Origin of the sequence: Moorena sp. SIO3E8 (genome assembly GCF_010692445.1) — a bacterium.
Taxonomy (GTDB): domain Bacteria; phylum Cyanobacteriota; class Cyanobacteriia; order Cyanobacteriales; family Coleofasciculaceae; genus Moorena; species Moorena bouillonii.
On sequence record NZ_JAAHHM010000029.1, the window covers coordinates 21126 to 43065 of the forward strand.

Annotated in this window: 17 protein-coding genes; 11 read left to right on the forward strand and 6 right to left on the reverse strand. The window is 44.2% G+C overall.

Annotated elements, in window-relative coordinates; genetic code table 11:
• The first annotated feature begins 567 nt into the window (after window positions 1-567).
• Together F6K46_RS15140 and F6K46_RS15145 are read left to right on the forward strand one after the other, a co-directional pair.
• The gene (locus F6K46_RS15140; RefSeq protein WP_293053893.1) at window positions 568-2202 is read left to right on the forward strand and encodes a formylglycine-generating enzyme family protein; all 1635 of its coding nucleotides are present in this window, start codon (window positions 568-570) and stop codon (window positions 2200-2202) included.
• Between the two features lie 50 nt (window positions 2203-2252).
• Complete coding sequence (locus F6K46_RS15145) at window positions 2253-2984, forward strand: hypothetical protein (protein WP_293053896.1); 732 nt, start codon at window positions 2253-2255, stop codon at window positions 2982-2984.
• Window positions 2985-3006: 22 nt separating this feature from the next.
• Here F6K46_RS15145 and F6K46_RS15150 read toward each other — a convergent pair whose 3' ends face one another.
• Window positions 3007-3900, reverse strand: coding sequence for a serine protease (locus tag F6K46_RS15150; protein ID WP_293053899.1), 894 nt, complete (start codon window positions 3898-3900; stop codon window positions 3007-3009).
• Between the two features lie 19 nt (window positions 3901-3919).
• A complete protein-coding gene (locus F6K46_RS15155) occupies window positions 3920-4258 on the reverse strand; it encodes a CU044_2847 family protein (RefSeq protein WP_293053902.1) in 339 nt (112 codons plus the stop codon).
• 325 nt (window positions 4259-4583) lie between these two features.
• Between F6K46_RS15155 and hemB the strand changes: the two genes are divergently transcribed.
• Window positions 4584-5606 carry a porphobilinogen synthase gene (gene hemB / locus F6K46_RS15160; RefSeq protein WP_293053905.1) on the forward strand — a complete coding sequence of 341 codons (1023 nt, stop codon included), beginning with the start codon at window positions 4584-4586 and terminating at the stop codon, window positions 5604-5606.
• Between the two features lie 262 nt (window positions 5607-5868).
• Window positions 5869-6942, forward strand: coding sequence for a pentapeptide repeat-containing protein (locus F6K46_RS15165; RefSeq protein ID WP_293053908.1), 1074 nt, complete (start codon window positions 5869-5871; stop codon window positions 6940-6942).
• Window positions 6943-6989: 47 nt separating this feature from the next.
• Here the strand turns inward: F6K46_RS15165 and F6K46_RS15170 are convergent, their stop codons facing one another.
• On the reverse strand, window positions 6990-7223 hold the full coding sequence (locus F6K46_RS15170) for a hypothetical protein (protein ID WP_293021538.1): 234 nt from the start codon (window positions 7221-7223) through the stop codon (window positions 6990-6992).
• A gap of 398 nt (window positions 7224-7621) precedes the next feature.
• Between F6K46_RS15170 and F6K46_RS15175 the strand changes: the two genes are divergently transcribed.
• Window positions 7622-10726, forward strand: a complete 3105-nt coding sequence (locus F6K46_RS15175) for a DUF1574 family protein (RefSeq protein ID WP_293053911.1) — start codon at window positions 7622-7624, stop codon at window positions 10724-10726.
• A gap of 274 nt (window positions 10727-11000) precedes the next feature.
• The gene (locus F6K46_RS15180) at window positions 11001-12539 is read left to right on the forward strand and encodes an MBOAT family protein (protein WP_293053914.1); all 1539 of its coding nucleotides are present in this window, start codon (window positions 11001-11003) and stop codon (window positions 12537-12539) included.
• 136 nt (window positions 12540-12675) lie between these two features.
• On the opposite strand, the gene F6K46_RS15185 is transcribed toward F6K46_RS15180, so the two are convergent.
• The gene (locus tag F6K46_RS15185) at window positions 12676-12804 is read right to left on the reverse strand and encodes a hypothetical protein (protein WP_293053917.1); all 129 of its coding nucleotides are present in this window, start codon (window positions 12802-12804) and stop codon (window positions 12676-12678) included.
• Between F6K46_RS15185 and psbA the strand changes: the two genes are divergently transcribed.
• Together psbA and ccsB are read left to right on the forward strand one after the other, a co-directional pair.
• The gene (psbA, locus tag F6K46_RS15190; RefSeq protein ID WP_070396249.1) at window positions 12803-13885 is read left to right on the forward strand and encodes a photosystem II q(b) protein; all 1083 of its coding nucleotides are present in this window, start codon (window positions 12803-12805) and stop codon (window positions 13883-13885) included. The genes F6K46_RS15185 and psbA overlap by 2 nt on opposite strands.
• 361 nt (window positions 13886-14246) lie before the next feature.
• The gene (gene ccsB / locus F6K46_RS15195) at window positions 14247-15341 is read left to right on the forward strand and encodes a c-type cytochrome biogenesis protein CcsB (RefSeq protein WP_293053920.1); all 1095 of its coding nucleotides are present in this window, start codon (window positions 14247-14249) and stop codon (window positions 15339-15341) included.
• A 173-nt stretch (window positions 15342-15514) separates the two neighbouring features.
• On the opposite strand, the gene F6K46_RS15200 is transcribed toward ccsB, so the two are convergent.
• Complete coding sequence (locus tag F6K46_RS15200; protein WP_293053923.1) at window positions 15515-15649, reverse strand: hypothetical protein; 135 nt, start codon at window positions 15647-15649, stop codon at window positions 15515-15517.
• A gap of 37 nt (window positions 15650-15686) precedes the next feature.
• Between F6K46_RS15200 and F6K46_RS15205 the strand changes: the two genes are divergently transcribed.
• Both F6K46_RS15205 and tilS read left to right on the forward strand, forming a co-directional pair.
• Window positions 15687-16751, forward strand: coding sequence for a KGK domain-containing protein (locus F6K46_RS15205; RefSeq protein ID WP_293053926.1), 1065 nt, complete (start codon window positions 15687-15689; stop codon window positions 16749-16751).
• Window positions 16752-16934: 183 nt separating this feature from the next.
• Complete coding sequence (tilS, locus tag F6K46_RS15210) at window positions 16935-17948, forward strand: tRNA lysidine(34) synthetase TilS (protein ID WP_293053928.1); 1014 nt, start codon at window positions 16935-16937, stop codon at window positions 17946-17948.
• Between the two features lie 181 nt (window positions 17949-18129).
• Here tilS and hmpF read toward each other — a convergent pair whose 3' ends face one another.
• The gene (gene hmpF / locus F6K46_RS15215; RefSeq protein ID WP_293053930.1) at window positions 18130-19893 is read right to left on the reverse strand and encodes a pilus motility taxis protein HmpF; all 1764 of its coding nucleotides are present in this window, start codon (window positions 19891-19893) and stop codon (window positions 18130-18132) included.
• 776 nt (window positions 19894-20669) lie between these two features.
• Here hmpF and F6K46_RS15220 point away from each other — a divergent pair.
• The gene (locus tag F6K46_RS15220; RefSeq protein WP_075896445.1) at window positions 20670-21878 is read left to right on the forward strand and encodes a response regulator; all 1209 of its coding nucleotides are present in this window, start codon (window positions 20670-20672) and stop codon (window positions 21876-21878) included.
• Window positions 21879-21940: the final 62 nt, after the last annotated feature.

Genomic DNA, 21940 nt, shown 5'->3' on the forward strand with positions numbered 1-21940 from the left:
GATCCCCCTAAATCCCCCTTAAAAAAGGGGGACTTTGACTATGGCTCCCCCCTTTTTTTAAGGGGGGCTGGGGGGGATCATAATCTTGCGGAAAACTTTGAAAACACGCCCTAGCCCCCCAATTTTGGGGGGAACAAAACTCTCAAGCGATGCAGCGCGGTCTTGGGGAGGCAGCGCGGTCTTGGGGGTCTCCCCCATGAGCGACTGCCGTGGTTTACCCCATGAGCGACTGCATCAAGACAAGTCCCCCAGAATTGATACCGTTGGCGAAATTAATATTTCTTTACACAAGAGTAGCAGATGGGTAACTTTAAGTTCATGCTCCCCCAGAATTGTGGGTTGGGGGGCTATAAAGACTGCTGTCTTCAGGCTGATATTACTAAATGTTAAATTCGCCAGCAGTATCAGAATTGGGGGACCAACGGGGGCTTTAATAAAACCAGATTATCGCGCATTCATTCCTTAATTCAGCAACGCCCTAAATTTTATTTATTGCTCCCTGCTCCCTGCTCCCTGCTCCCTAAAACCGAGGACAAAGTAATTCACCCAATTGAGAAATATTATAGTATGACTCAGCCTAGTGTATCTACAGATATAATCCAAAGAATTCAATCCTTTAGGGATAAATTTGGTGACCCACATCTGTATTTTGCCTATCATGCCGCGTTTCCCATTGCTCTGACACCTGATTTGCTCTATTGTCTGTGGGCTAACTTTCAGCAAGATATACAAGGTGACAATTTAAACATCCCCTGGATAGCAGTGGCAGACTTACTACTATCCCCTCTGTGTCATGAAGTGGGACATGAGCTATACGAGATGGAGCCGGAAACACGAAATGTATTGCTAGAGCAACTCAACAGTAACCCTCGATTTAACAGAAATAATCATCAGCGCATTAAAATGCTAGCTCATTTCCTGCTGGCTTATATAAAACTACAACTCAATAGTCCCAAGAATTCTGTTCGGACTATTGCCCAAGCTCAACGGTGGACTGCCCTAGCATATATTGACCCTGAAGCAGCAGCTCGTGACTTGGCTTTACAACTGACCCAATTAAGTCTAGCTCAAAAAACAGAGTGGGTGCGAATGTCTAAGCTAGCAGAAACACTGGCTGCTCCCCTCAGGGAAGGGCGATTCGAGCATTTATTGATCTACCTTCAAGGGATGCGGGATTTGGCTCGTGGCCATGAACAAGGAGCAGCATCTAAGTTTGACCAGTTGCCAACCCACCATAATCGCCTACTTGTAGCAGGAGTTACTTTACCTATTCCAGAATTTGAGGATTCAGTTTGGAATATTAATACTGTAAAAGTCCCTCCTCCGTCTTTACATCCATTGGATTTTGAAACGGCTGAACTGATTCAACAACCTAGATTTATGGGATCGGGTTCACAATGGCTGATCAATCGTGGCCGGGGTCAAGCAGAGGTTTTTTATGAACAACTGGGAGAGAATACTGTATTGGAAATGGTACAGATCCCAGGAGGGGAATTTCAAATGGGTTCACCAAAGAAAGAGGGGGACTATCGAGAACAACCCCAACATCTAGTTAACGTTGCTCCCTTCTTTCTGAGTAGGTTTCCTGTGACTCAAGCCCAGTGGGGAGCTATTGCCAGGAACGATAAAGTTATGATTGACTTACCACCTGCTCCCTCACGCTTCCCAGGTGAAAAGCTGCCAGTAGAAGGGGTTACTTGGTTCGAGGCAATTGAATTTTTTGAGCGCTTGCAACTACAAACAGGTAGACCCTATCGCTTACCCAGTGAAGCAGAATGGGAATATGCCTGTCGTGCTGGCACAGCTACTCCTTTTCACTTTGGTGAAACTATTTCTCCCAAAGTAGCGACTTATGACAGCACTGAAAAATACCGTTTTGGACCAAAGGGTAAATCGAGTAAACAGACAACGGAAGTTGGCTTTCATCAAGCAGCTAATGGCTTTGGACTAGAGGACCTCCATGGTAATGTCTGGGAGTGGTGTGCTGACCACTGGTATCATAACTATATTGATGCACCGGTAGACGGAACCGCTAGAATAACTAATTATAGAGTATCCCATCAAGTGATTAGAGGTGGGTCTTGGATTGAGAGTCCAAATGTGTGTCGTTCTGGCTATCGCAATGGTGTTCCTCCTGAAAACAGGATTCTTACAATTGGGTTTCGAGTCGCTTTGTCTTTAAATAACACAAAAATAAATTAAACTTTATAGTTATTAATCATCTTAAATTATCTTTAATCGAGTATAAAAGTATGAGTATAATCTCAGAAATCAAGAATAAAAAGCTTGGATTAGTAGAAATCCTGGTGTTGGGGCATGAAATATATTTAAAAAACATCAAATTACATTTGACATTATTTTGTGCATTAATTCTTCCTTCATCTCTACCAATTATTTTTCTTATAAATTATACTATTACACAAAATTTTAACTTGATATTGATATTAGTTTATTTTCTGTATATTTGTTTTTATTTACTTGTTTTTGGTTCAATATATAGTATGTCGGTGGCGGCAGCGACAGAAAATTTTCTCTTAAAAAAAGAAACTCGATTTAAGACGTTAATGAGTCGAATATTTGCAGATATAGGAACTTTGGTTAATTTGAATTTTAGACTTAGTATTGCTTTCATTTTACGTTTATTTCTATTGGTTGTCCCAGGTATTATTTATCTTGTTAACAATGGATATTGTATTTATGCTTTTGTTCTTCGAGGTCAAAAAGGAAAAGCAGCTTTTAAATATAGTCGCACTATAGTAAAGGGGAATTGGTGGAGAGTATTCTTATTCTTACTTTTAGTTTTATTTAGTGGTTTTGGCTTACAACGTATATTAAACCAAGTCTTAAATACAATCCCTTTTATTAATTCTATAAGTGTTTTATTTCTCTCAATTTTAATTTCCGAATTTATTTTAATTGGAACAAGTATTGGAAGCGTACTGCTATTTCTAAATTTAGATTATAATAAAAGTCTGGAAAAATAACAGCTCTTAATTTTATAAATATTCAACCAAGCTTTTCTTCAATTTCCTCAATCTGCAACTCAAGTTTATCAAGTTCCCCTTGTTCTTCTTCTATCTTCACATCTAACTTAAGTTCAGTACTAGGGTCATTGGCAATAGCACGTTCTTTCCGCAATTTCCGAAGTCTTGCCCTTCCTAAATCATAAAGCTCTTGTAAATCTTCCAAGTCTTGCTGAAGGCGACGACGCTTTCCAGGTGTTAACCGTTTAGAATTATTGAAAATTTCCCCCAATTGCCCTAATTCAGACCAAAATTGATTCAAAACCTGAGTAGGAACTAAAAATCCGGCCTTAACATTCTCTCTACGCTTCTCTGCTGCTACTGCCATCCCCACCACTCCTGCTAACTGATCATCCCACACAGGAGCACCGCTAAATCCCCGCTCAACTTGATACCCAGGCACTTTAATATCTTCTATCTGTAGCCAGCCTTTGGCATTTTTGTCTCGCAATACTGCCGATGCCCATACCCCATGATCATGCCCTTTGGGAAAGCCAAAAACTCTAATCAAATGGTTCCACAAATTCTGTGCTGTCACTAACTGCACTGGTTGAGCAGAGTCAGGTAATTTACTATTGAGCCTTAAGCCAGCAATATCTTCAATTACTTCAGTCTCGGAAACAGGTTTCCAAAACACCACAGTAGCGGTTAGTTTCTGACCGGGAGCAATCAAAGGAAAATCTAAGTGAATTGCTTCAGTAGGAGCGTCTTGAGTGGTTTGTAAAATTCCCAAGGCTTCAGTAATCACATGAGCACAGGTTAGCAAATAGCCGTTGGAGACTAAAAACCCTGCTCCCACAACTGCACCATTGCTATGATAGATTCTAACAATAGAAGTTTTAAACCCTTCAAAGGAATTAGTGGTCTGGTTCGCCATTGACTTATTTAGATTTATCTTATTTAGATTTATCTTGGGACCATTTCAGAGTAATTTCGTAGCTAACCTCACCACCAACAGAGGTAAAGATTGCCCCAGCATCAGCCGTGAGCGTCAACCCAAATTTCACCTCTACTTGATCAGCAGGAGTATCGAGGTCACGCAATTTAGAAATAATCGTAGACGCTACAGGTTTAACCTTTTCCAATGCTTCTTCAAAGGACTGTTGAGCTTTGAGCACATACTTCCCGGAGGGTAAAGCTACCCGTTCAATGGCGTTGCTTTCTGGTTCTTCTACCTCCACCAGGAACGTAGTGCCATCGGACAAGAAAAATTCAGCCAGCTGTTTTTCTTTCATTAAGCTATAAATAACTCTAAATAACTCTACCCGTAAGTGCATTATCAAGGCACCCTACTATTTATCAGGTTTAGAGTCCAGTTTTCCGGAAATCATGCCAGTACATCTAGCAGCTGATATCACCCCAGACCGATGACCGGATTATTCCTTACTCCCCTTAAGTGAGCACTCCCTTCATCCCTGATAACCTACCGTCACCAGTCAAGTCAACCAGTAAAATCAAAGTTTTATTGCGCAGAATAATTTTTGAAACCAAAATGCTTGATAATGAACCTCACGAATTTAACAGACTTAACTCAAGTTCACATCTACTACCGGATTCACTATGACCTTACCCAACTTGATTGACAAGTCAATAGCTTCCGACCAACTCCAATTAACCCATCGGCCTCGACGTCTGCGCCGTACAGCCGCCTTTCGTCGGATGGTCCAAGAGACTCAACTGACTGTTAATGACCTGATTTATCCAGTATTTGTGATGGAAGGTCAGGGTCTAAAACCAGAAGTTAAGTCCATGCCAGGGTGTTACCGCTATTCTCTGGACTTATTGCTCAAAGAAGTAACCGAGGCATTTGAACTGGGGATTAATGCGATCGCACTTTTCCCTCTGATTCCCCAAGACTTGAAAGATGCTACCGGTACTGAAAGCTACAACCCGGATGGATTAATCCAACGCACCATCAGAGCAATTAAGCAAGAAGTGCCAGAGCTAGTGGTGATTACCGATGTTGCCCTTGATCCCTTTTCCAGTGATGGTCATGATGGCATTGTCACCGAAGATGGCACTATCCTAAATGACGCCACCGTGGAAGTATTGATAAAAATGGCCCTATCTCAAGCTGCAGCAGGGGCAGATATGGTAGCGCCTTCCGACATGATGGATGGACGCATTGGTGCAATTCGCAAAGCTCTAGATAGTGAAGGCTACACTGATGTCGGAATTTTGGCCTATTCCGCTAAATACGCCTCCGCTTATTATGGTCCATTCCGGGATGCCCTAGATTCAGCTCCTAAATTTGGTGACAAGAAGACTTACCAAATGGATCCCGCTAACGCCCTTGAAGCCCTCAAAGAAATCGACTTGGATATCTCAGAAGGGGCAGACATGGTCATGGTTAAACCCGCTTTAGCCTATATGGATGTTATCCACCGGGTTAGACAGCATACTAATTTACCCGTTGCTGCATACAATGTTAGTGGTGAGTACGCCATGATTAAAGCAGCCGGTCAGAATGGTTGGATTGATGAGAAAAAAGTCATGATGGAAACCCTGACTAGCATGAAGCGGGCTGGTGCTGACTTAATTTTGACCTATTTTTCCAAAGAAGTAGCTAAAATCCTGCAGTAAGGCATTGAACCGTAGTTAGCGGTCAGTTATCAGCAGTCAGCAGTCAGCAGTCAGCAGTCAGCAGTCAGCGGTCAGCCGTTGGCCTTTGGTTGATAGCTGATACGCGACACACTGATAGCTTGTAACTGATCGCTGATAGCTGATCGCTGACCGCTGAATGCTTACCTAGGCTGTAGTCTGTAGACTATAGGGAACAACACAAGCAAGCCTATAGTTGATAGTCTAGAGTCGAGAAAGGAAAAGTCGCTAGGTTACACATAATATGGTGGTGAAGCAAAATGAGCTAGAGCAATGCTATAGAGTTCTTGAACTGGAGCCTGGAGCATCACCGGAAGAAGTGAACCAGGCTTACAAGGATTTAGCATTTATTTGGCATCCCGATCGTGTGCCTGAGGATAATCCTCGCCTCAAGCAAAAAGCTGAAGAAAAACTTAAGTTACTCAATCAGGCACGAGAAAAATTGCGATCGCATCATAAATCACCCACTGCTTCACAAAAGCAAGCTAGGGCAAGAACACCGTATCGGGATTATCGCAATCCAAATCCAAGACCAAAACCACCACCATCAGCCCAGCCAAACCCACCAAACTATTACAAATACAAACAACCAGAACGATCTAGAGCCCAAGCATCCACGACCGCTCAACCTCGGACCCCCAAGACCCCTGCTAACGCTAGAGCCCAACCATACACTCCCGCCCAACCTCGCACTCCCAAGACCCCTGCTAACGCTAGAGCCCAACCATACACTTCCGCCCAACCTCGGACTCCCAAGACCCCTGCTGAATCAAAAGCCCAACCATACACTCCCGCCCAACCTCAGAATCCCAAGCCCCCTGCTGAATCAAAAGCCCAACCATCCACTCCCGCCCAAACTCGGACTACTCAAGCCCAAGCTCGGACTGCCCAGCCCCCCGGTAACTCTAGAACCCAGCCATCCACTCCCGCTCAAACTCGGGCTCCCAAAGCCCCTCCTGACTTGAGTGGTGCTGATTTTAGGGGAGCAGACCTCAAAGAACGAGACTTCTCAAATCGGAATCTCCAATCCGCTAACTTAAGTCAGGCTAACCTAAAAGACTGCTTTCTCCATCGGGTCAATCTTGCCGAGGCTAACCTCGAAGGTGCTAATCTATTTAGAGCCAATTTATTTCAAGCTAACCTCAGTAAGGCTAACTTACGAGAGGCTAATCTGATTGGAGCTGATTTGAGTGGAGCTGATTTGAGTGGAGCTGATTTGAGTGGAGCTAAAGTGGGTTCTAATGGTAAGCTCTTAGTGAAACTGACAGGGGCAAACCTAAGGGGGGCAGTTTTGCCCGATGGCAGTATCCACGACTAATACCAACTCTGTAGTAGATCGATAGCAAACATAACAGCAAATTTCAATTATTGATCATCCCTTTCCAAATCTGGGAAGGGGAGAACAGGCAATCTCTGCCCTCGAAACACTTCCTCACTACTAATACCTGTGGTTTCTAACCATGAACCCATAGCTTTTATTGAGAGTATACCTAAGAGCATTGGAGCAGTCCCTAGACTTACAAAGAATTTTGTGGGCATTTCTAAATTAAAGAAGTCAGCAGACCTGATTTCTGGTATTTCTGGTTGAGAAGAAGACATCTGGGTTATTTTTAGTACAAATAAACTAAACAAAGCCGAAAATTTAAAATCAGTTCCCAAGAGCCGTGAAGCAACAATGGGCTGCTACCGAAGTAGTATTGACTTGAGAAGCAATTGCCATTTAGTGCTGTGAGTAAGGATTTCAACCTCTATTGTCAGCTACATTAATTTGATTTGCCCACCAAATCAGTAGTCCAGGACTTACGCAAGTGCCCCCTAAATCCCCCAATTCTGGGGGACTTTGACATCATTACCCCCCAAAATTGGGGGGCAGGGGGGCAAAAACAACTAAACTCCATAACTACTATAGTCTTGAGAAAATTGTGCTTAAATCAAGGCGAGCATCTAAGATATGAAGAAATCAATCGTCCGTTACCAGTCCAGTTAATCAATTTGTGATGTTGGATGTCGATCAGCGTCTCCCAAAAGCTCCTCCGTCCTCCCTTACCAAGTGGGCTTATTGTGCCATTAAGCAACCTGGGTTATCCATACGAATCCGTTTGCGAGGCAACAATTTACACATTCTGTGTGAACACCCTCAGGGAGTAGAAGCCAATAAGGTGGTTAACCGCCTTATCAAATCCCTGAAACTGCAACAGGGAGAAGTTCAGTTTCCCCTAGACTTAGCAAACCCCATCTATCAAATAATTGTTTATGGGCGTCGAGTGGGCCAGAAGCGTCCAGACTGGATTAAGCAAATCGCTATCAAACTACCGACCGATGATACCACTCATGCTTCTAACCAATCTTCCCAGACGTCTTTCGATGCCATAACCACTGATGCGGACCTAACTGTCTCAAACGAAAGTCTTGCCCGTTCTGGTTCGCCAGATGCGATCGCTCGTTATCTCAGTGAATCCCTCAGTTACTTAGGTGTCAGTGTTAAAGTCCGGATCCAAAACCAAGATTCGAAAGCTAGAAGATTCTCAGGGGCAACTTCTAACCTTCACCCTTCACCCCCTAACCGACGGCTCTGGATAATTTGTAATTCTAACTACAGCCCAGATCCGTCCTTACTATCTGAGCCAATCATCGACCGGTTACATTCCTTGCAACTCCAAGGGTTTCGAGATGCCGTGATTTGCTTTCAGGTAAGTGGCGAAGCCACTCCTGATTGGAAGCAGCGAGTGGATTTGACCCCTCCAGAACAAGTCCTCAAGGAATGGGCTCGTTGGGGAGATGTAGAAGCAATCCAGCGGTTATTAAATCAGGGGTTGGCAGCGGTAGGAATAACAGTTAGAGCCATTCTCAAAGAAAGCACCCTACATGTATTTTGTAGCGTCATTAACCGCCGGAAAACTATTGCCCCAGAAAAAGAAACAGTAGTCAGTGCCATTGCCTCAGTACTGGATTTAATCGCTCCTCAAGGAATCCAGGGTGCAACTATTTATGGTGTAGACTCAAGTCAGTTCCCTAGTCAAACATTACTGTCTCAGCAAGCTGACTCTCTGCAACCCCCCTTTGGAAACAATGGTCAACGGGGAAACAATTCCTTACTGCCAGAAACCGAATCCCCAGCCTGGATTCACTGGCTCAACTTACCAGCAGCAGACCACCAGAGTTTAGGAGAATCCACCTATTCCTTAGCCCAAACAGGGCATCACAATGCCTTGACCTTTTTGTTGGAGCGCTTACTCAATCCCGACATTGACCAACGATTGGTAACAGGTGGAATAAGGGTGAAAATTCGCCGTAAACAAGACTTGTTGCACATCATGAGCGAGGCAACGGTCTGTCCTCGAAAATCTCAGGTCACTCGAAAAATTACCCGCTTCCTAGAGCAACTGGCTATGTCCGAAATTACTGGGTTACGGCTCTATGGACGTCGAGCTGGTGCTACCTCCCCCTCCTGGAACTATGGAGTTGATTTTGTTCATCGACAGCGTCTAGTCCCAGAAGCTACCCCAGAGTTTGCTGCCTCAGATGCCTACCTGAGTGATTTGGTAACTCCCACTGGGGAACCAGTACTGCGTCGTGATCTAACCCACTACGATCTCAACCAGGGTTTAAAAGGAGCAGTTGATGGTGTAGTTTACATACTCCAGCGTTTACTATGCTACTCTCAGCTATTTGTACCCACTGTAGAAAACCAAGACATGGCAGCCTTCTCAGACAAGAGACAGGCCAAGGGTAAATTATCTATCCAAGGCGTAGCAGTAGCCATGGTATGGGGCGTAGCAGGATTACTACTAACACTGATCACAGATTGGCGTTTTAGTGAGCTCCTACAGTCTCAAGCCTCACCATCAGCAGAAGTAAAGGCAGTGACTAACTCATCACCGAAACCCATTGCTTTGCCCCAACTATCTTTGCAAAAAGGGGCGGGTCTCGGGACTGAAAACTTCAATACCTCTGGGTTTACTGCTCCTGGGGATACCATGGTGATTGTGAATGAAAACGGCAATGCCACCATGGCAGCCATGCTGGCTGCAGCGCGATCGCCCAATCCTTCATTCAATAACCAGATGTTAGATGAAAAGCTAGCTCTGTACCAACAACGCCTGCTTCAAAATGGTATCCCTGATGTCCTGATTATGGGGAGTTCCAGGGCCATGCGGGGAATCGATCCCATTGCCCTGCAAGATGCCTTAGAAGAACAGGGCTATCCTGACATTGACGTCTTTAACTTTGGGGTTAATGGTGCCACAGCTCAGGTAGTAGACTTCATGGTTCGGCGCGTCTTAACTCCCGAGCAACTGCCTAAATTGATTATTTGGGCTGATGGGGTCAGAGCCTTTAACAATGGTCGAGTTGATGCTACCTACAACTCGATTATCGCATCACCAGGCTACGAAGCTCTAATGGCAGGAGTTTTTCCGAACCGCACTAAAGAACCGCCATTACCGACAGATACCACAGACCAACCTCTAGAGGTTTTGAATGATGGATATCAGTTCATCAGTGGCTGGCTAAATCAGTCAATAGCCAAAATTTCGTTAACTTATCCTCACCGAAGCCAACTCAAATCTCTGTTACAGGAAAAGTTGGTTGACCTAGAAAAGTTCCTGCAACCAGACACAACCGAGACTGCCAAAAAGCCTCAAAATACATTATCCCCAACCTGGAAAATTGACTTTGATGGATTCCTTCCCCTGTCAACTCGTTTTAACACCGCTACCTACTACCAAAAACATCCTAAAGTTCCCGGTATTTATGATGGTGATTACCGGTATTTTCAGCTAGGAGGTCAGCAAGACAGAGCCCTAAGAAATTTGATGGAATTTGCCCAGAAGCATGACCTTAGTATCGTTATGCTCAACCTACCCCTGACTAAAGAATATTTAGATCCAGTGCGGACCAAATATGAGAAACAATTTCAGCGATACATGTACAACTTTGATTTAGAAGGGGGATTGATTTTCCGAGATTTCAATAAAATGTTGCTAACTAAACATGACTACTTTTCCGACCCCAGCCATCTCAACCGCTATGGTGCTTACCAAGTTTCTAAGCAGTTGGCTAAAGATCCAATGATGCCTTGGTCATTAGTGATTAGTGATTAGTGATTAATCATTAATTATTAATTTTAAATTGAATAACAACCAATAATTATATAGCGGTTTGCAACCCGCGCTAATTACCATAACAACAAGTAGTCAGTAGTCAGTAGTCAGTAGTCAGTAGTCAAGATTCGTAATTATACTTAACCTACAAGCAAACCGCTATAACTATTCAAACGGAAACGATATGTAAGCATATGCGCGTAGCGCATATGCTGATGGCTGATAGCTGAATGCTTACACGCTATCAGGCGAACATCCTTAATCCTTTATCTTTATGTCATTTATTTCGATTACCTACAGCTGTTTCTTGCTAGCCGTTTTGGGAATCTACTGGTTGGTGCAACGTTCTACAGCTGCCACAGGTTCTCCCAAACTAAAACTTTTGGTTTTAGTAATTAGCAGTCTAATCTTTTATGCTTCATTACAAATCCAATATATTCCCCTGTTGGTATTGATTACCCTAATTAATTTTTACTTTGGACAAGCACTAGGGACGAATACAGTTGCTGGTTCCCATGCTACTAATTATCATCTCTCCAATGAAGAATGGCTATTAGCTGATAGTTTTTGGAATAACCGACGATTAAGACTACTGTGGCTAGGTATTTTCCTAAATGTGCTCTTTTTGCTAGGCTTCAAGTATCTTCCTTTTCTATTGTCAAACTTAGCAGTAATTACCAACTTTACCATTGCCCAAGATGGGGCTAATTGGATTAGGGATAACTTAATTGTGCCTCTAGGAATATCATTTTTTATCTTTGAGGGTATTGCTTATCTCATTGATGTCTATCGTGGGGCTCATGCCACTCGTAATCTACTCCAGTTTGCTGCTTATAAGTTATTTTTTCCTAAACTTATTTCTGGTCCAATTACTCGTTATCATCCGTTTGCCCTTGAACTTAAAACCCTACAATTTCCAAGTCTTGACCGAGCAACAGAAGGACTTTGGTTGATTACATCTGGTGCGATCAAAAAAGCACTGTTAGCGGACCACATTGGGATTTTTGTTGATTTGTGTTTTGGCAATATAGAACGGGCTGGTAGTGGAGATTTATGGTTAGCTATCTTTGCCTACGGTTTACAACTCTATTTCGATTTCAGCGGCTATGTAGACATTGCCCGTGGTAGTGCAGTGTTACTGGGCATTAATCTTCCAGAAAACTTTGATTTTCCCTATTTCAGTATCAGCATTGCGGATTTCTGGCGTCGCTGGCACATCACTCTAGGGGATTGGATCCGCAACTATCTCTACTTTCCCTTGGGCGGTTCCCGTAAAGGGGTTGCTCGTACCTGCCTTAACCTATTCATTGTAATGGTCATTATTGGTATCTGGCATGGAGCAGCTTGGGGATTTGTAGCCTGGGGTGGCTTGCATGGTCTAGCGTTAGTCCTTCATCGCTTGACCGAAGCTTTCTGTGAAAATAGAGATGGCATAAAACGTTGGTGGCAAAGTTGGTCAGGGGTCTTAGTCAGCTGGTTTTTGACCCAATTTATGGTGTTTACTGCCTGGATTTTTTTCCGCATTCCCAATCTCAAACAAGCCAGTTTAGTCATCCAGAATCTCTGGGGTCACCCAGCTGACATCCAATTTGGTCAAAAAGTCTACTTAACCGCTATTGGTATGGAACGCTTCTGGGTGCTTCTGCTGTTAGTTAGCTTAGCAGCCTCAATGGCTGGGGTTTACAGTATCCGAAGGGGTCTGAAATTACAACTCAACTGGCCGGTGAAGTTGTTGTTGGTACCAGTAGGTCTCTACGTAGTTTGGTTGTTTGCTCCTCAGAGTGGTCTCCCTTACATTTATTTCGATTTTTAAAGTTAGTTAAATAAAGATTAATTAAAGCAAATAAATGTTTAATTAATTGAATAAATGCAAAATCAACTAAGTAAAAATTTCGTTGATATTAAGAAATATAAAAAAACGTGCAGATTCAAGATTAGTGTTAATAGTATTAATCATAAGCCAAGGCAAGAAGACTATTTTCTAGGTGCGCCTTCACGCTTGTCGGGAAACCCGACCGGGGTCGCACCGCATCTTCACCTCTGGCACTTTCCGTTAATTGCCATAATATTTGAACCATGACAACTACATTAAGAGGTCGTGAAAGCGGCAATCTTTGGGATCGGTTTTGTAACTGGATTACCTCCACCAATAACCGCCTCTACGTAGGCTGGTTTGGTGTTTTGATGATCCCTTGCTTGCTAACCGCTACCATCTGCTTTATCATCGCCTTCATCGCTGCTCCTCCAGTGGACATCGACGGTATCCGTGAACCGGTGGCTGGCTCTCTGATCTACGGTAACAACATCATTTCTGGTGCCGTTGTACCTTCTTCAAATGCTATCGGCTTGCACTTCTACCCGATTTGGGAAGCCGCGTCCTTGGATGAATGGTTATACAACGGTGGCCCTTACCAGCTGATTGTGTTTCACTTCCTAGTTGGCATCTTCTGCTGGATGGGTCGTCAGTGGGAGCTGAGCTATCGTCTGGGTATGCGTCCTTGGATTTGCGTAGCTTACAGTGCCCCTGTGGCTGCCGCTACCTCTGTTTTCCTGATCTACCCCATTGGTCAAGGCAGTTTCTCTGATGGCATGCCTCTAGGAATCAGTGGTACCTTCAACTTCATGTTCGTATTCCAAGCAGAGCACAACATCCTGATGCACCCCTTCCACATGCTCGGTGTAGCTGGTGTATTTGGTGGTGCGCTGTTTAGTGCGATGCACGGTTCTCTAGTGACCTCTTCCCTGGTGCGTGAGACTACCGAAATCGAGTCTCAGAACTATGGTTACAAGTTCGGTCAAGAAGAAGAAACCTACAACATCGTTGCGGCTCATGGCTACTTTGGCCGTTTGATCTTCCAGTATGCTAGCTTCAACAACAGCCGTTCCTTGCACTTCTTCTTGGGTGCTTGGCCAGTGGTTGGCATCTGGTTTACCGCTTTAGGTATTAGCACTATGGCCTTCAACCTGAACGGCTTCAACTTCAACCAGTCCGTGCTCGATTCTCAAGGTCACGTCATCAACACCTGGGCTGATGTGCTTAACCGGGCTAACTTGGGCTTTGAAGTGATGCACGAGCGTAATGCTCACAACTTCCCTCTCGATTTGGCTGCTAGTGAGGTGGCTCCAGTTGCTGTGAGTGCTCCTATCATCAATGGTTAATCTTGACCCGGGAAAGAGGCGCGAGCGATCGCACCTCTTGCAATAAAGCGTTCTTCTGTGAGGAAGGGCGCTTTTTTTGTAGGAAGGAACCGCAAGTCTCAAACTTGAGGGGGCGGAATGTGGGTACTCATACCAAGTTGCGGTCAAACATACAACTTTCTCTTCCCCCAATTTCCCCATCTCCCTATCTCCCCATCTCCCTATCTCCCCATCTCCCTATCCAACCAATCTACTATTTTTGAATACAACTCGGTATCAGGCACTAGCACTCTATCAAAAGGGGCACATCTAACCGATAGGATAGTAGTAATGCTGCAATAATATAAGCTTTATACAAAATTAACTTGAGAGAGAACACTGTATGGATCTGGTTACACTCCAGAACAAATTAGATAATATTGCCTTTTTCGTCCTGTTTGTGACGATGTTAATTTACTGGGTAGGAGCCGCTTTTCCTAAAATCCCTTATTTGTCACCCTTAGGAACATCAGGGATGGCAACCGCCAACCTTTGCACTGCTACCCTACTCGGAGCAAGATGGCTAGAGGCGGGCTACTTCCCGATCAGTAATCTCTATGAATCCCTATTTTTCCTGACCTGGGGAATTACCACAGTTCATCTAATTGCTGAAAACATGAGTCGCAGCCGATTTGTGGGCGTGGCTACTGCACCAGTCGCCATGGGAATTACCGCGTTTGCCGCTCTATCCCTACCACCAGACATGCAGGAAAGTGCTCCATTGGTACCTGCTCTGAAATCCAATTGGTTAATGATGCATGTTAGCATCATGATGCTCAGTTACGCCACCCTGATGGTGGGTTCCCTGGTAGCGATCGCATTTTTAGTGATTACCCGTGGTCAGAACGTGGAACTGCGAGGAAGTTCTGTCGGCACTGGTGGCTATCGCAGCAAGACTAACGTACCGAATAACTTACCAGGGAATTCCACTTTTAAACTACAGCGCAACGGTAAAGCCTCAATTTCTCAGCCTGTAGTTACCTCTGATACCTCATCCCCTTTAGCTGAACTGGGACAGAGTAATGCAGCTAGTACTACAGCAGTGCTCGATTTAGTAACTACCCCCGACTCATCCGTACCATCAGTATCCACAGCACCCACCCTCTCACCCCAGAGGCTAAATATTGCCGACACTCTTGATAATATCAGCTATCGTATTATTGGACTGGGGTTTCCTCTGCTCACCATTGGGATTATTGCCGGTGCCGTTTGGGCAAACGAGGCTTGGGGTTCATACTGGAGTTGGGACCCAAAAGAAACCTGGGCATTAATTACTTGGCTAGTGTTTGCTGCCTATCTCCATGCCCGCATTACCCGTGGGTGGCAAGGACGCCGACCAGCAATTTTGGCAGGGACAGGACTTCTAGTTGTCTGGGTTTGCTATCTAGGAGTCAATCTATTGGGTAAAGGCTTACATTCCTACGGCTGGTTCTTCTAAGAACTCTATATTTCCGTGATTGAGTGCATGCCCTAAATTGCTTCTACTGAAAACCTGCTTTAATGCCTAGAGGCATCGGAGAATTAACCCTAGAAAAACTACCTTTGACTCAAAGGAATAGTTGGGTCTATGGTTGGAAAGCGATGCAGAGGTGCGACCCGTGGCGAATTTAATTACGGGTCAAACGCACCATTACGGTCTTGGGGAGGCAGCGCCGACCTGTGGGGGTTCCCCCCATGAGCAACTGGCGTGGTTTCCCCCACTCGCGCTTTGCATGGCTGACAATGAAACTCCTGGCCTCTAGGCATGGAAGCTTATCGAAAAGTTTGATCGGGGAAAATAGTTGTGGATAATCAGTTCAAGCCACTCGCTGTTGGTGAAGTACTATCAGTGGATGAATCTGCTCAAATCTTTATTGGTAACCGTACCTTTAGGGTCGGTGAATTCTTAGTTGCTATCAAAAAGAAATTGGTAGAAGTTTTAGGGGATGAATGGAGTGCAGAACAGGAAAGTTGGTTTAGCGAATCCGGTATTCCCTGTGAAGTGTTGCAATTTTCTGCTAATGACTGGCAGCAAGGCAAGGTAAGAGTTAATCTAGAATTTTGCCTTGTCGAGGCTGAGAATAATGTTGATAATATATCAGCTATTGGTGGTGAAACATTACAAAGCACATCAACCCAGATAGCAGCACCGCCAGACCTCACAGAGCCAGAAACTAGCAATGATTCTGGATTGGAGCTTGGAGTTGGAGCAGCCACAGCCGCTGTGACTGCTACTGGAATATCAGTAGCTGAAGCACTGGAAGAAGATGCCTCAACTGCTATCTCAGATGAGATGACACTTAAACCAACACTTGATGCAGATGAAGACATTGCTCTCGATCAAACCCTAACCAGTACTGAAGATGACTTTGATTTAGGAGACTTTTCCGATAGTCAGGAAAGTGAAGAAGATATTGGTTTTGAACAAACCCCAACCAGTACTGAAGATGACTTTGATTTAGGAGACTTTTCCGATAGTCAGGAAAGTGAAGAAGATATTGGTTTTGAACAAACCCCAACCAGTACTGAAGATGACTTTGATTTAGGAGACTTTTCCAATAGTGAGGAAGATATTGGTTTCGAACAAACCACAACCAATACTGAAGATGACTTTGATTTAGGAGAATTTTCCGATAGTGAAGAAGATATAGAGTTCGTAGAATCACCGACAGCAGAGGAAGAAGATTTGCTGGATTTGTCAGCAGTATCAACAGACAGTAGTAATGATTTTGATCTGGGTGATATGTCTGATGATAGTGATGAAGACATGTTTAAACTGGACGATATTTCCTTTGATGAGGAATCAGAAAACGGTGATGATAATTCCCTAATGGATGATGTCTGGCAGGAAATGAATGAACTTAAATAAGGGTAAATAATAGTCTATTGGTAAATGTTGTGGTAAATGTTGACATAGGAGCATCGTAGTGAACACGCTGATTTCAAGGCTTTTAAGAACCTTGAGCGTTTAGGATTTATAGGATTCTAGGGTATCTATGACCTACAAAATTCAAAATCTCAAAGTTTTGGATAACTATTCATAACCACTCTAATGTCTGAGATACCGAGTTGGACACCTCTTCATGCACGGCTACATAGAACCCTGCGGCAAAAGAAGCTACTACCAAAGAATCAGCAGGTTTTAGTAGCCGTATCCGGTGGGCAAGATTCCCTTTGTCTAACCAAACTACTCCTAGATTTACAGCCCAAGTGGAAATGGCAGCTAGGAATCGCCCACTGTGACCACCGTTGGCCCTATGATGAAGGAATTTCTCTTCATGTACAGCAAATTGCTCAAAGTTGGGGGCTTCCATTTCATCTACGAACTGCCCCTGAAGTGACAAAGAGCGAATCAGCAGCGCGGCAGTGGCGTTATCAAGCCCTGATTGACATTGCCCAAACTCAAGGTTACCCCACTGTTGTCACAGGTCACACAAAAAGCGATCGCGCTGAAACAGTCATCTATAACCTGATCAGAGGTTCAGGCACTGATGGCTTGCAAGCCTTGACCTGGGAACGACCTCTTGCTCCTGGAGTAAGTCTGGTGCGTCCCCTACTTGAGACATCCCGTAGCGAAACTCTCCAGTTTTGCGAGCAGCAGCAACTGTCCATTTGGGTAGATGCTTACAATCAAGACCTTAACTATGCCCGTAACCGCATCCGCCAAGAGCTAATACCCTATATAAAAACCCATTTCAACCCACAAGTTGAGACCGCATTGTCCCAAATTGCTGAAATCTTGCGAGCAGACGTGGAATATCTCGAAAACACTGCTGAGCAAATCCAAAAGCAAGCCATGGCAGTACCTACGGTCGAGGAAGATCCTGGTAGCAATAGCCCTCCACGATTGAATCGTCTGGTATTACAGCAAGCTCCCCTAGCTCTGCAACGTCGTGTGATTCGGAAGTTCCTTCAGGAAAACCAAGTCAAAGCCCTCAACTTTGAACAAATCGAAGCGGTGACTGGTTTAATTGCTGCTCCCAACCGTTCTCGAACGTCATCCTTTCCTGGTGGAGTAACAGCCTTGGTAGAAGAAGAATGGATTATTCTTAATACTGAAGTATGAAGTATTAAGTATTAACTATAAAGTATAAACTCCTAAACAGTTCTATCTCTTAGTTTCTGAGAAATTGAAATTTTTATCCTTCAACCTACCCTACACCGAATACGGGGCGAGCAACATTCAACCTTGGCCAAAAGGCCACGCTACGCGAATAACATTCAACATTCAATAGTAAACCTTAAACCTAAGAAGCTGCCAACTCGGGAGATTGGCTTAAGCTACTGATGATTTGGGATATTTGAGCGATCGCTTGTTGTTGAGAATCACCTGTTTTCTGGATGTGATTCAGAGCATTTGCGATCGCATCCAGCTTCTGTCGAATTTTATTGAGACCATCTTGCAATGGCTGTAGGGTTTTTTCATAGAGATGAACTTTGCCCCAAAGTTGAGCTACCTTCACCTGATTGGAGAGCCAACTTTCCTCCAAATTGTTTACCTGAGCCAGCTTAGCATCCTTTTCTTGGGTTTGTTGATTCATCAATTCTTCAGCTTGGCTAACCCTAAGGCGCATCTGTTCAATTTCTCGTTCTAGTTGTTGCAATTGATCTGACTGTTGTTTGCACTGTGCTTCTAGTTCGATCAAAATTGGTCCTAAGTCAATTTTCTGGTTTTGTTGACCATTACTATCCACAATTCCTTGCCGCAGTCGCAACACTCGTAGGTGCTGATTTAGAATTTCTTCTCGTTCCCATAGAGTCCGGCGTTGACCCACCAAGGTTCTGTCCAGCATCTGGTAACGGTCTTGCTCATCTGCTAACTGGGTTTCTAGACTAATACGATCGTACTCACTAGCGACCCTAATCTGTTCTTGTAGTTCTTCAATCCCTTGGTGTTGGAGTGTTAGTTCTTCTTCTTGGTCATTGACGAAGCGTACAACTTTTTCCAAATCCTGCTGCAAATTCTGAACTATATCCTGTAACTCACCCAAGGGCATTTTTTCTAGTGCTGCAATATCCACCATTTGGCTAATCTTGACATCCCCTGATGTTGCTGCCATTCGAGCCAGTTCTTGGTATAATTTTTGCTGAGTTTGGAGTTGCAGACTCACCATCCTAGCTGATTCAACCTTGATCTCTAGATTGGTTTGCTGCACTTGCCTTTCTCGGTTTGCCTGTTCACAGGATGCTTGTAATTGTTGTAGTTGTTGGGTTTGATGTTGGACTTCTTCCCCTTGACCCTTAACATCTGCTTCCAATTTTTGAGCTAATAGACGCTGTTCATTTAACTGCTGCCAGTGAGTATCCAACACCGAATGCTGATGCTTGACGACTTCCAAGGCTTGATTCAGTGGTTCCCAGACAGATTGTGTTGATTCTGCTCCTCCTGATAAGCCATTGAGCAATTGCTGAATCACACCAGCCTGCTGAGCATCTAAACCAGCAGAGTATTGACCATCTGAAACTTGTTCTTCTAAGCGTAGCTGCTGTCCCCGGAGTTGTTCCCAAGCCCCTTCAAGCTCCTTACTTTTACGCTCCAATTCTTGGCTGAGTTTAGCAGTTTCTGTCTGAGAACTTTCCAGTTCTTGGCGTTGTTGCTCTATTCTAGAAAAATCCTCCTCCATCGTTTGCATCTGCTCAAGCCGTGCTTCCATTTCCATCTCGCGACGGTTGAGTTCTTGACTTTGATAGGTCAAAGATTGCTTCCACTGCTCAATTTCTTCTTCCTGGTTTTTTGACTTTTCTAGCAAGCGAGAAAAATTTTGCAACAGATTGACTAACCTTCCCCCCGCTGCCTCGATTGTCCCCTGTATTTGTCGATTCCCACTCAGGTTAACAATCACCAACGCACCATCACCAAAGTTATTGGCTTGTTCTGTCGGAAGCACTTCCTCCCCAGACACCTTATTCCAACTCTGGTCAGTCCGCTGAAAAGCCAGCAGTTTGAGTTCGGCCTGAGCTCTACCCATAAACCCAGTTTTCTGCTTTCTTACCTCTGCGAGATACAGCACACTGATCGTCCTCTTTTAATTGTATTGTGCCCAATTCTTAATTAACACATTTGAACGCTTAACCCCTTTGGGGTTGCAGGGTGGTAATTTTCGGAGATGATTGGTCAACCGATTTTGTTTTGATCCTTAAGGCTATTAGTCCTTTAAAGGATGACGGTATTCAGTATATTTAGACCCTAAAGGTATTTTAAGGTATTTCCCAGACTTGATCTGCCAGTCAATCAAGGTTAGCAGAATAAAAATAGATTTATGAGGATAGTCTTAGGAATCTTCCCACAGGGGGGGTCTAGTTTCCCCAACCCGTCTAGTTTGCCCAACCATAGATTTTATCCACCCAGAGGGTCGAATTTTCTAGATTGAACATAACATTTTACCCCATCACTTTCTTCCCTTGTGCCTAATCCCTATTCAAATAAATATACTTAATTTATATGCTTATATGCTATCCAATGGTGTTTAAAGTCCTAACCTATAACCTTGGACATCTTAGCTTAAGTTTCCAGTAACCGTCAAAATCCCAGTCTTACCGCTAATCAGTTACTTCGCGCTTTGGTTAGCTGTCTGCAGCCATGCTAAGCTTCCACCAGTTGGCTTACAGAAGTGATTCCTTAGCAACTCTCCTAGCCTCACCCAATTTTTGGGGATATTTTCATTGTACAGTTAAGCCATTTCTTGAGCAAAGATAGATCAGTACCAGTTTATGGGCATCCTTAAACTCAATGACAGGTCATAATCTCAGATACATCAACAGGTTGTTAGGAGCACATTGTCTTTAAATGCAGGGAACTTTGAGTGAAATTGATATCCGTAGCATCCTGCAACTGATCGAGCTAGGTCAGCGAACCGGGGAACTCTTAGTCGAGGCATACAGCTCTCACCCTAGTAGCAAGGCTAGCAATAGTGGCAGTCATCGTTTTGCCTCAGGTAGACTTTACCAGCAGCCAAAACTACCAAGTCCCGGTCCTTATTGGTTTGTCTTCTTCCTGAATGGCCAGATTGCCTATGCTGCTGACAGCGATGGGAGCTTGTCGCGCCTGCATGATTATCTGCGCCGCTATAAAGCCAATGATGCTCTCAAGGAATTGGAAAGTCTGTCCATTGCGGCTACCAATGCTCTAGAGTATGGTTATCTTTGGGCTTTGTTAGAAAAGCATGTGATCACACCAAACCAAGGGCGAAGCATTATTCAAAGCATGGTTAATGAAACCCTTTTTGATTTGCTGAGCTTTCACCATGGCTACTTTGTATTTGAAATTGGTCCGGCATTAGCACCGCAACTTACTACCTTAGAAATAGGACCATTGGTCACAGAGATTATGAAGCAGGTGCAGGAGTGGAAGCAATTGTGCCCTCATATCCAATCTCCCCATCAGTGTCCAATGATTACTGCCCATGACCAGTTACAGGCTACACTGCCCGAAAAATCCTTTAGACTCATCAGCAGTTGGGTAGATGGCAAAACTTCTCTACGCCAGTTGTCCCGTTATCTCCATCGCGACCTGATCACCGTAGCTCGGGCTATTTATCCCTATGTACAACAGGGGTCAATCCAAATGGTGACCCCCAAAGAAGCAGATACGCCAGCCATTGAAGAGCAATGGGAGTTGAAGAAAGTTACACGATCTGTTGTCTGTGTTGATGATGATCTCGCAGTTGGAAAAGCTGTGGAATATACCCTAGAAGCCAAAGGTTATAAAGTTACAGCAATTCAGAAGCCCCTAAAGGCTCTGAGTCAGGTTTTTCAACTCCAACCGGATCTCATCCTCTGTGACCTAGTAATGCCTGACCTAGATGGTTATGAGCTTTGTGGCATGTTACGCCAATCCAGAGCATTTCGGCAAACCCCCATCATCATGCTCACAGGCAAAGATGGCTTTATCGATCGCGTCAGAGCCCGGATGGTAGGCGCAACTGACTACTTAACCAAGCCCTTCGGAGATCATGAGTTATTGATGCTTTTGGAGAAATACATTTGGTCGAGGTGACCAACGAACAATGCCAAGATAGTAATGCCCTGACCAAAGAATTAGATCAAGGGGAAAATATT

Coding starts and splice junctions, on each gene's coding strand:
- F6K46_RS15140 (WP_293053893.1), top strand. CDS start 568: ATGACTCAGCCTAGTGTATCTACAGATATAATCCAAAGAATTCAATCC.
- F6K46_RS15145 (WP_293053896.1), top strand. CDS start 2,253: ATGAGTATAATCTCAGAAATCAAGAATAAAAAGCTTGGATTAGTAGAA.
- F6K46_RS15150 (WP_293053899.1), bottom strand. CDS start 3,900: ATGGCGAACCAGACCACTAATTCCTTTGAAGGGTTTAAAACTTCTATT.
- F6K46_RS15155 (WP_293053902.1), bottom strand. CDS start 4,258: ATGAAAGAAAAACAGCTGGCTGAATTTTTCTTGTCCGATGGCACTACG.
- hemB (WP_293053905.1), top strand. CDS start 4,584: ATGACCTTACCCAACTTGATTGACAAGTCAATAGCTTCCGACCAACTC.
- F6K46_RS15165 (WP_293053908.1), top strand. CDS start 5,869: ATGGTGGTGAAGCAAAATGAGCTAGAGCAATGCTATAGAGTTCTTGAA.
- F6K46_RS15170 (WP_293021538.1), bottom strand. CDS start 7,223: ATGTCTTCTTCTCAACCAGAAATACCAGAAATCAGGTCTGCTGACTTC.
- F6K46_RS15175 (WP_293053911.1), top strand. CDS start 7,622: ATGTTGGATGTCGATCAGCGTCTCCCAAAAGCTCCTCCGTCCTCCCTT.
- F6K46_RS15180 (WP_293053914.1), top strand. CDS start 11,001: ATGTCATTTATTTCGATTACCTACAGCTGTTTCTTGCTAGCCGTTTTG.
- psbA (WP_070396249.1), top strand. CDS start 12,803: ATGACAACTACATTAAGAGGTCGTGAAAGCGGCAATCTTTGGGATCGG.
- F6K46_RS15185 (WP_293053917.1), bottom strand. CDS start 12,804: ATGGTTCAAATATTATGGCAATTAACGGAAAGTGCCAGAGGTGAAGAT.
- ccsB (WP_293053920.1), top strand. CDS start 14,247: ATGGATCTGGTTACACTCCAGAACAAATTAGATAATATTGCCTTTTTC.
- F6K46_RS15200 (WP_293053923.1), bottom strand. CDS start 15,649: ATGCCTAGAGGCCAGGAGTTTCATTGTCAGCCATGCAAAGCGCGAGTG.
- tilS (WP_293053928.1), top strand. CDS start 16,935: ATGTCTGAGATACCGAGTTGGACACCTCTTCATGCACGGCTACATAGA.
- F6K46_RS15220 (WP_075896445.1), top strand. CDS start 20,670: ATGCAGGGAACTTTGAGTGAAATTGATATCCGTAGCATCCTGCAACTG.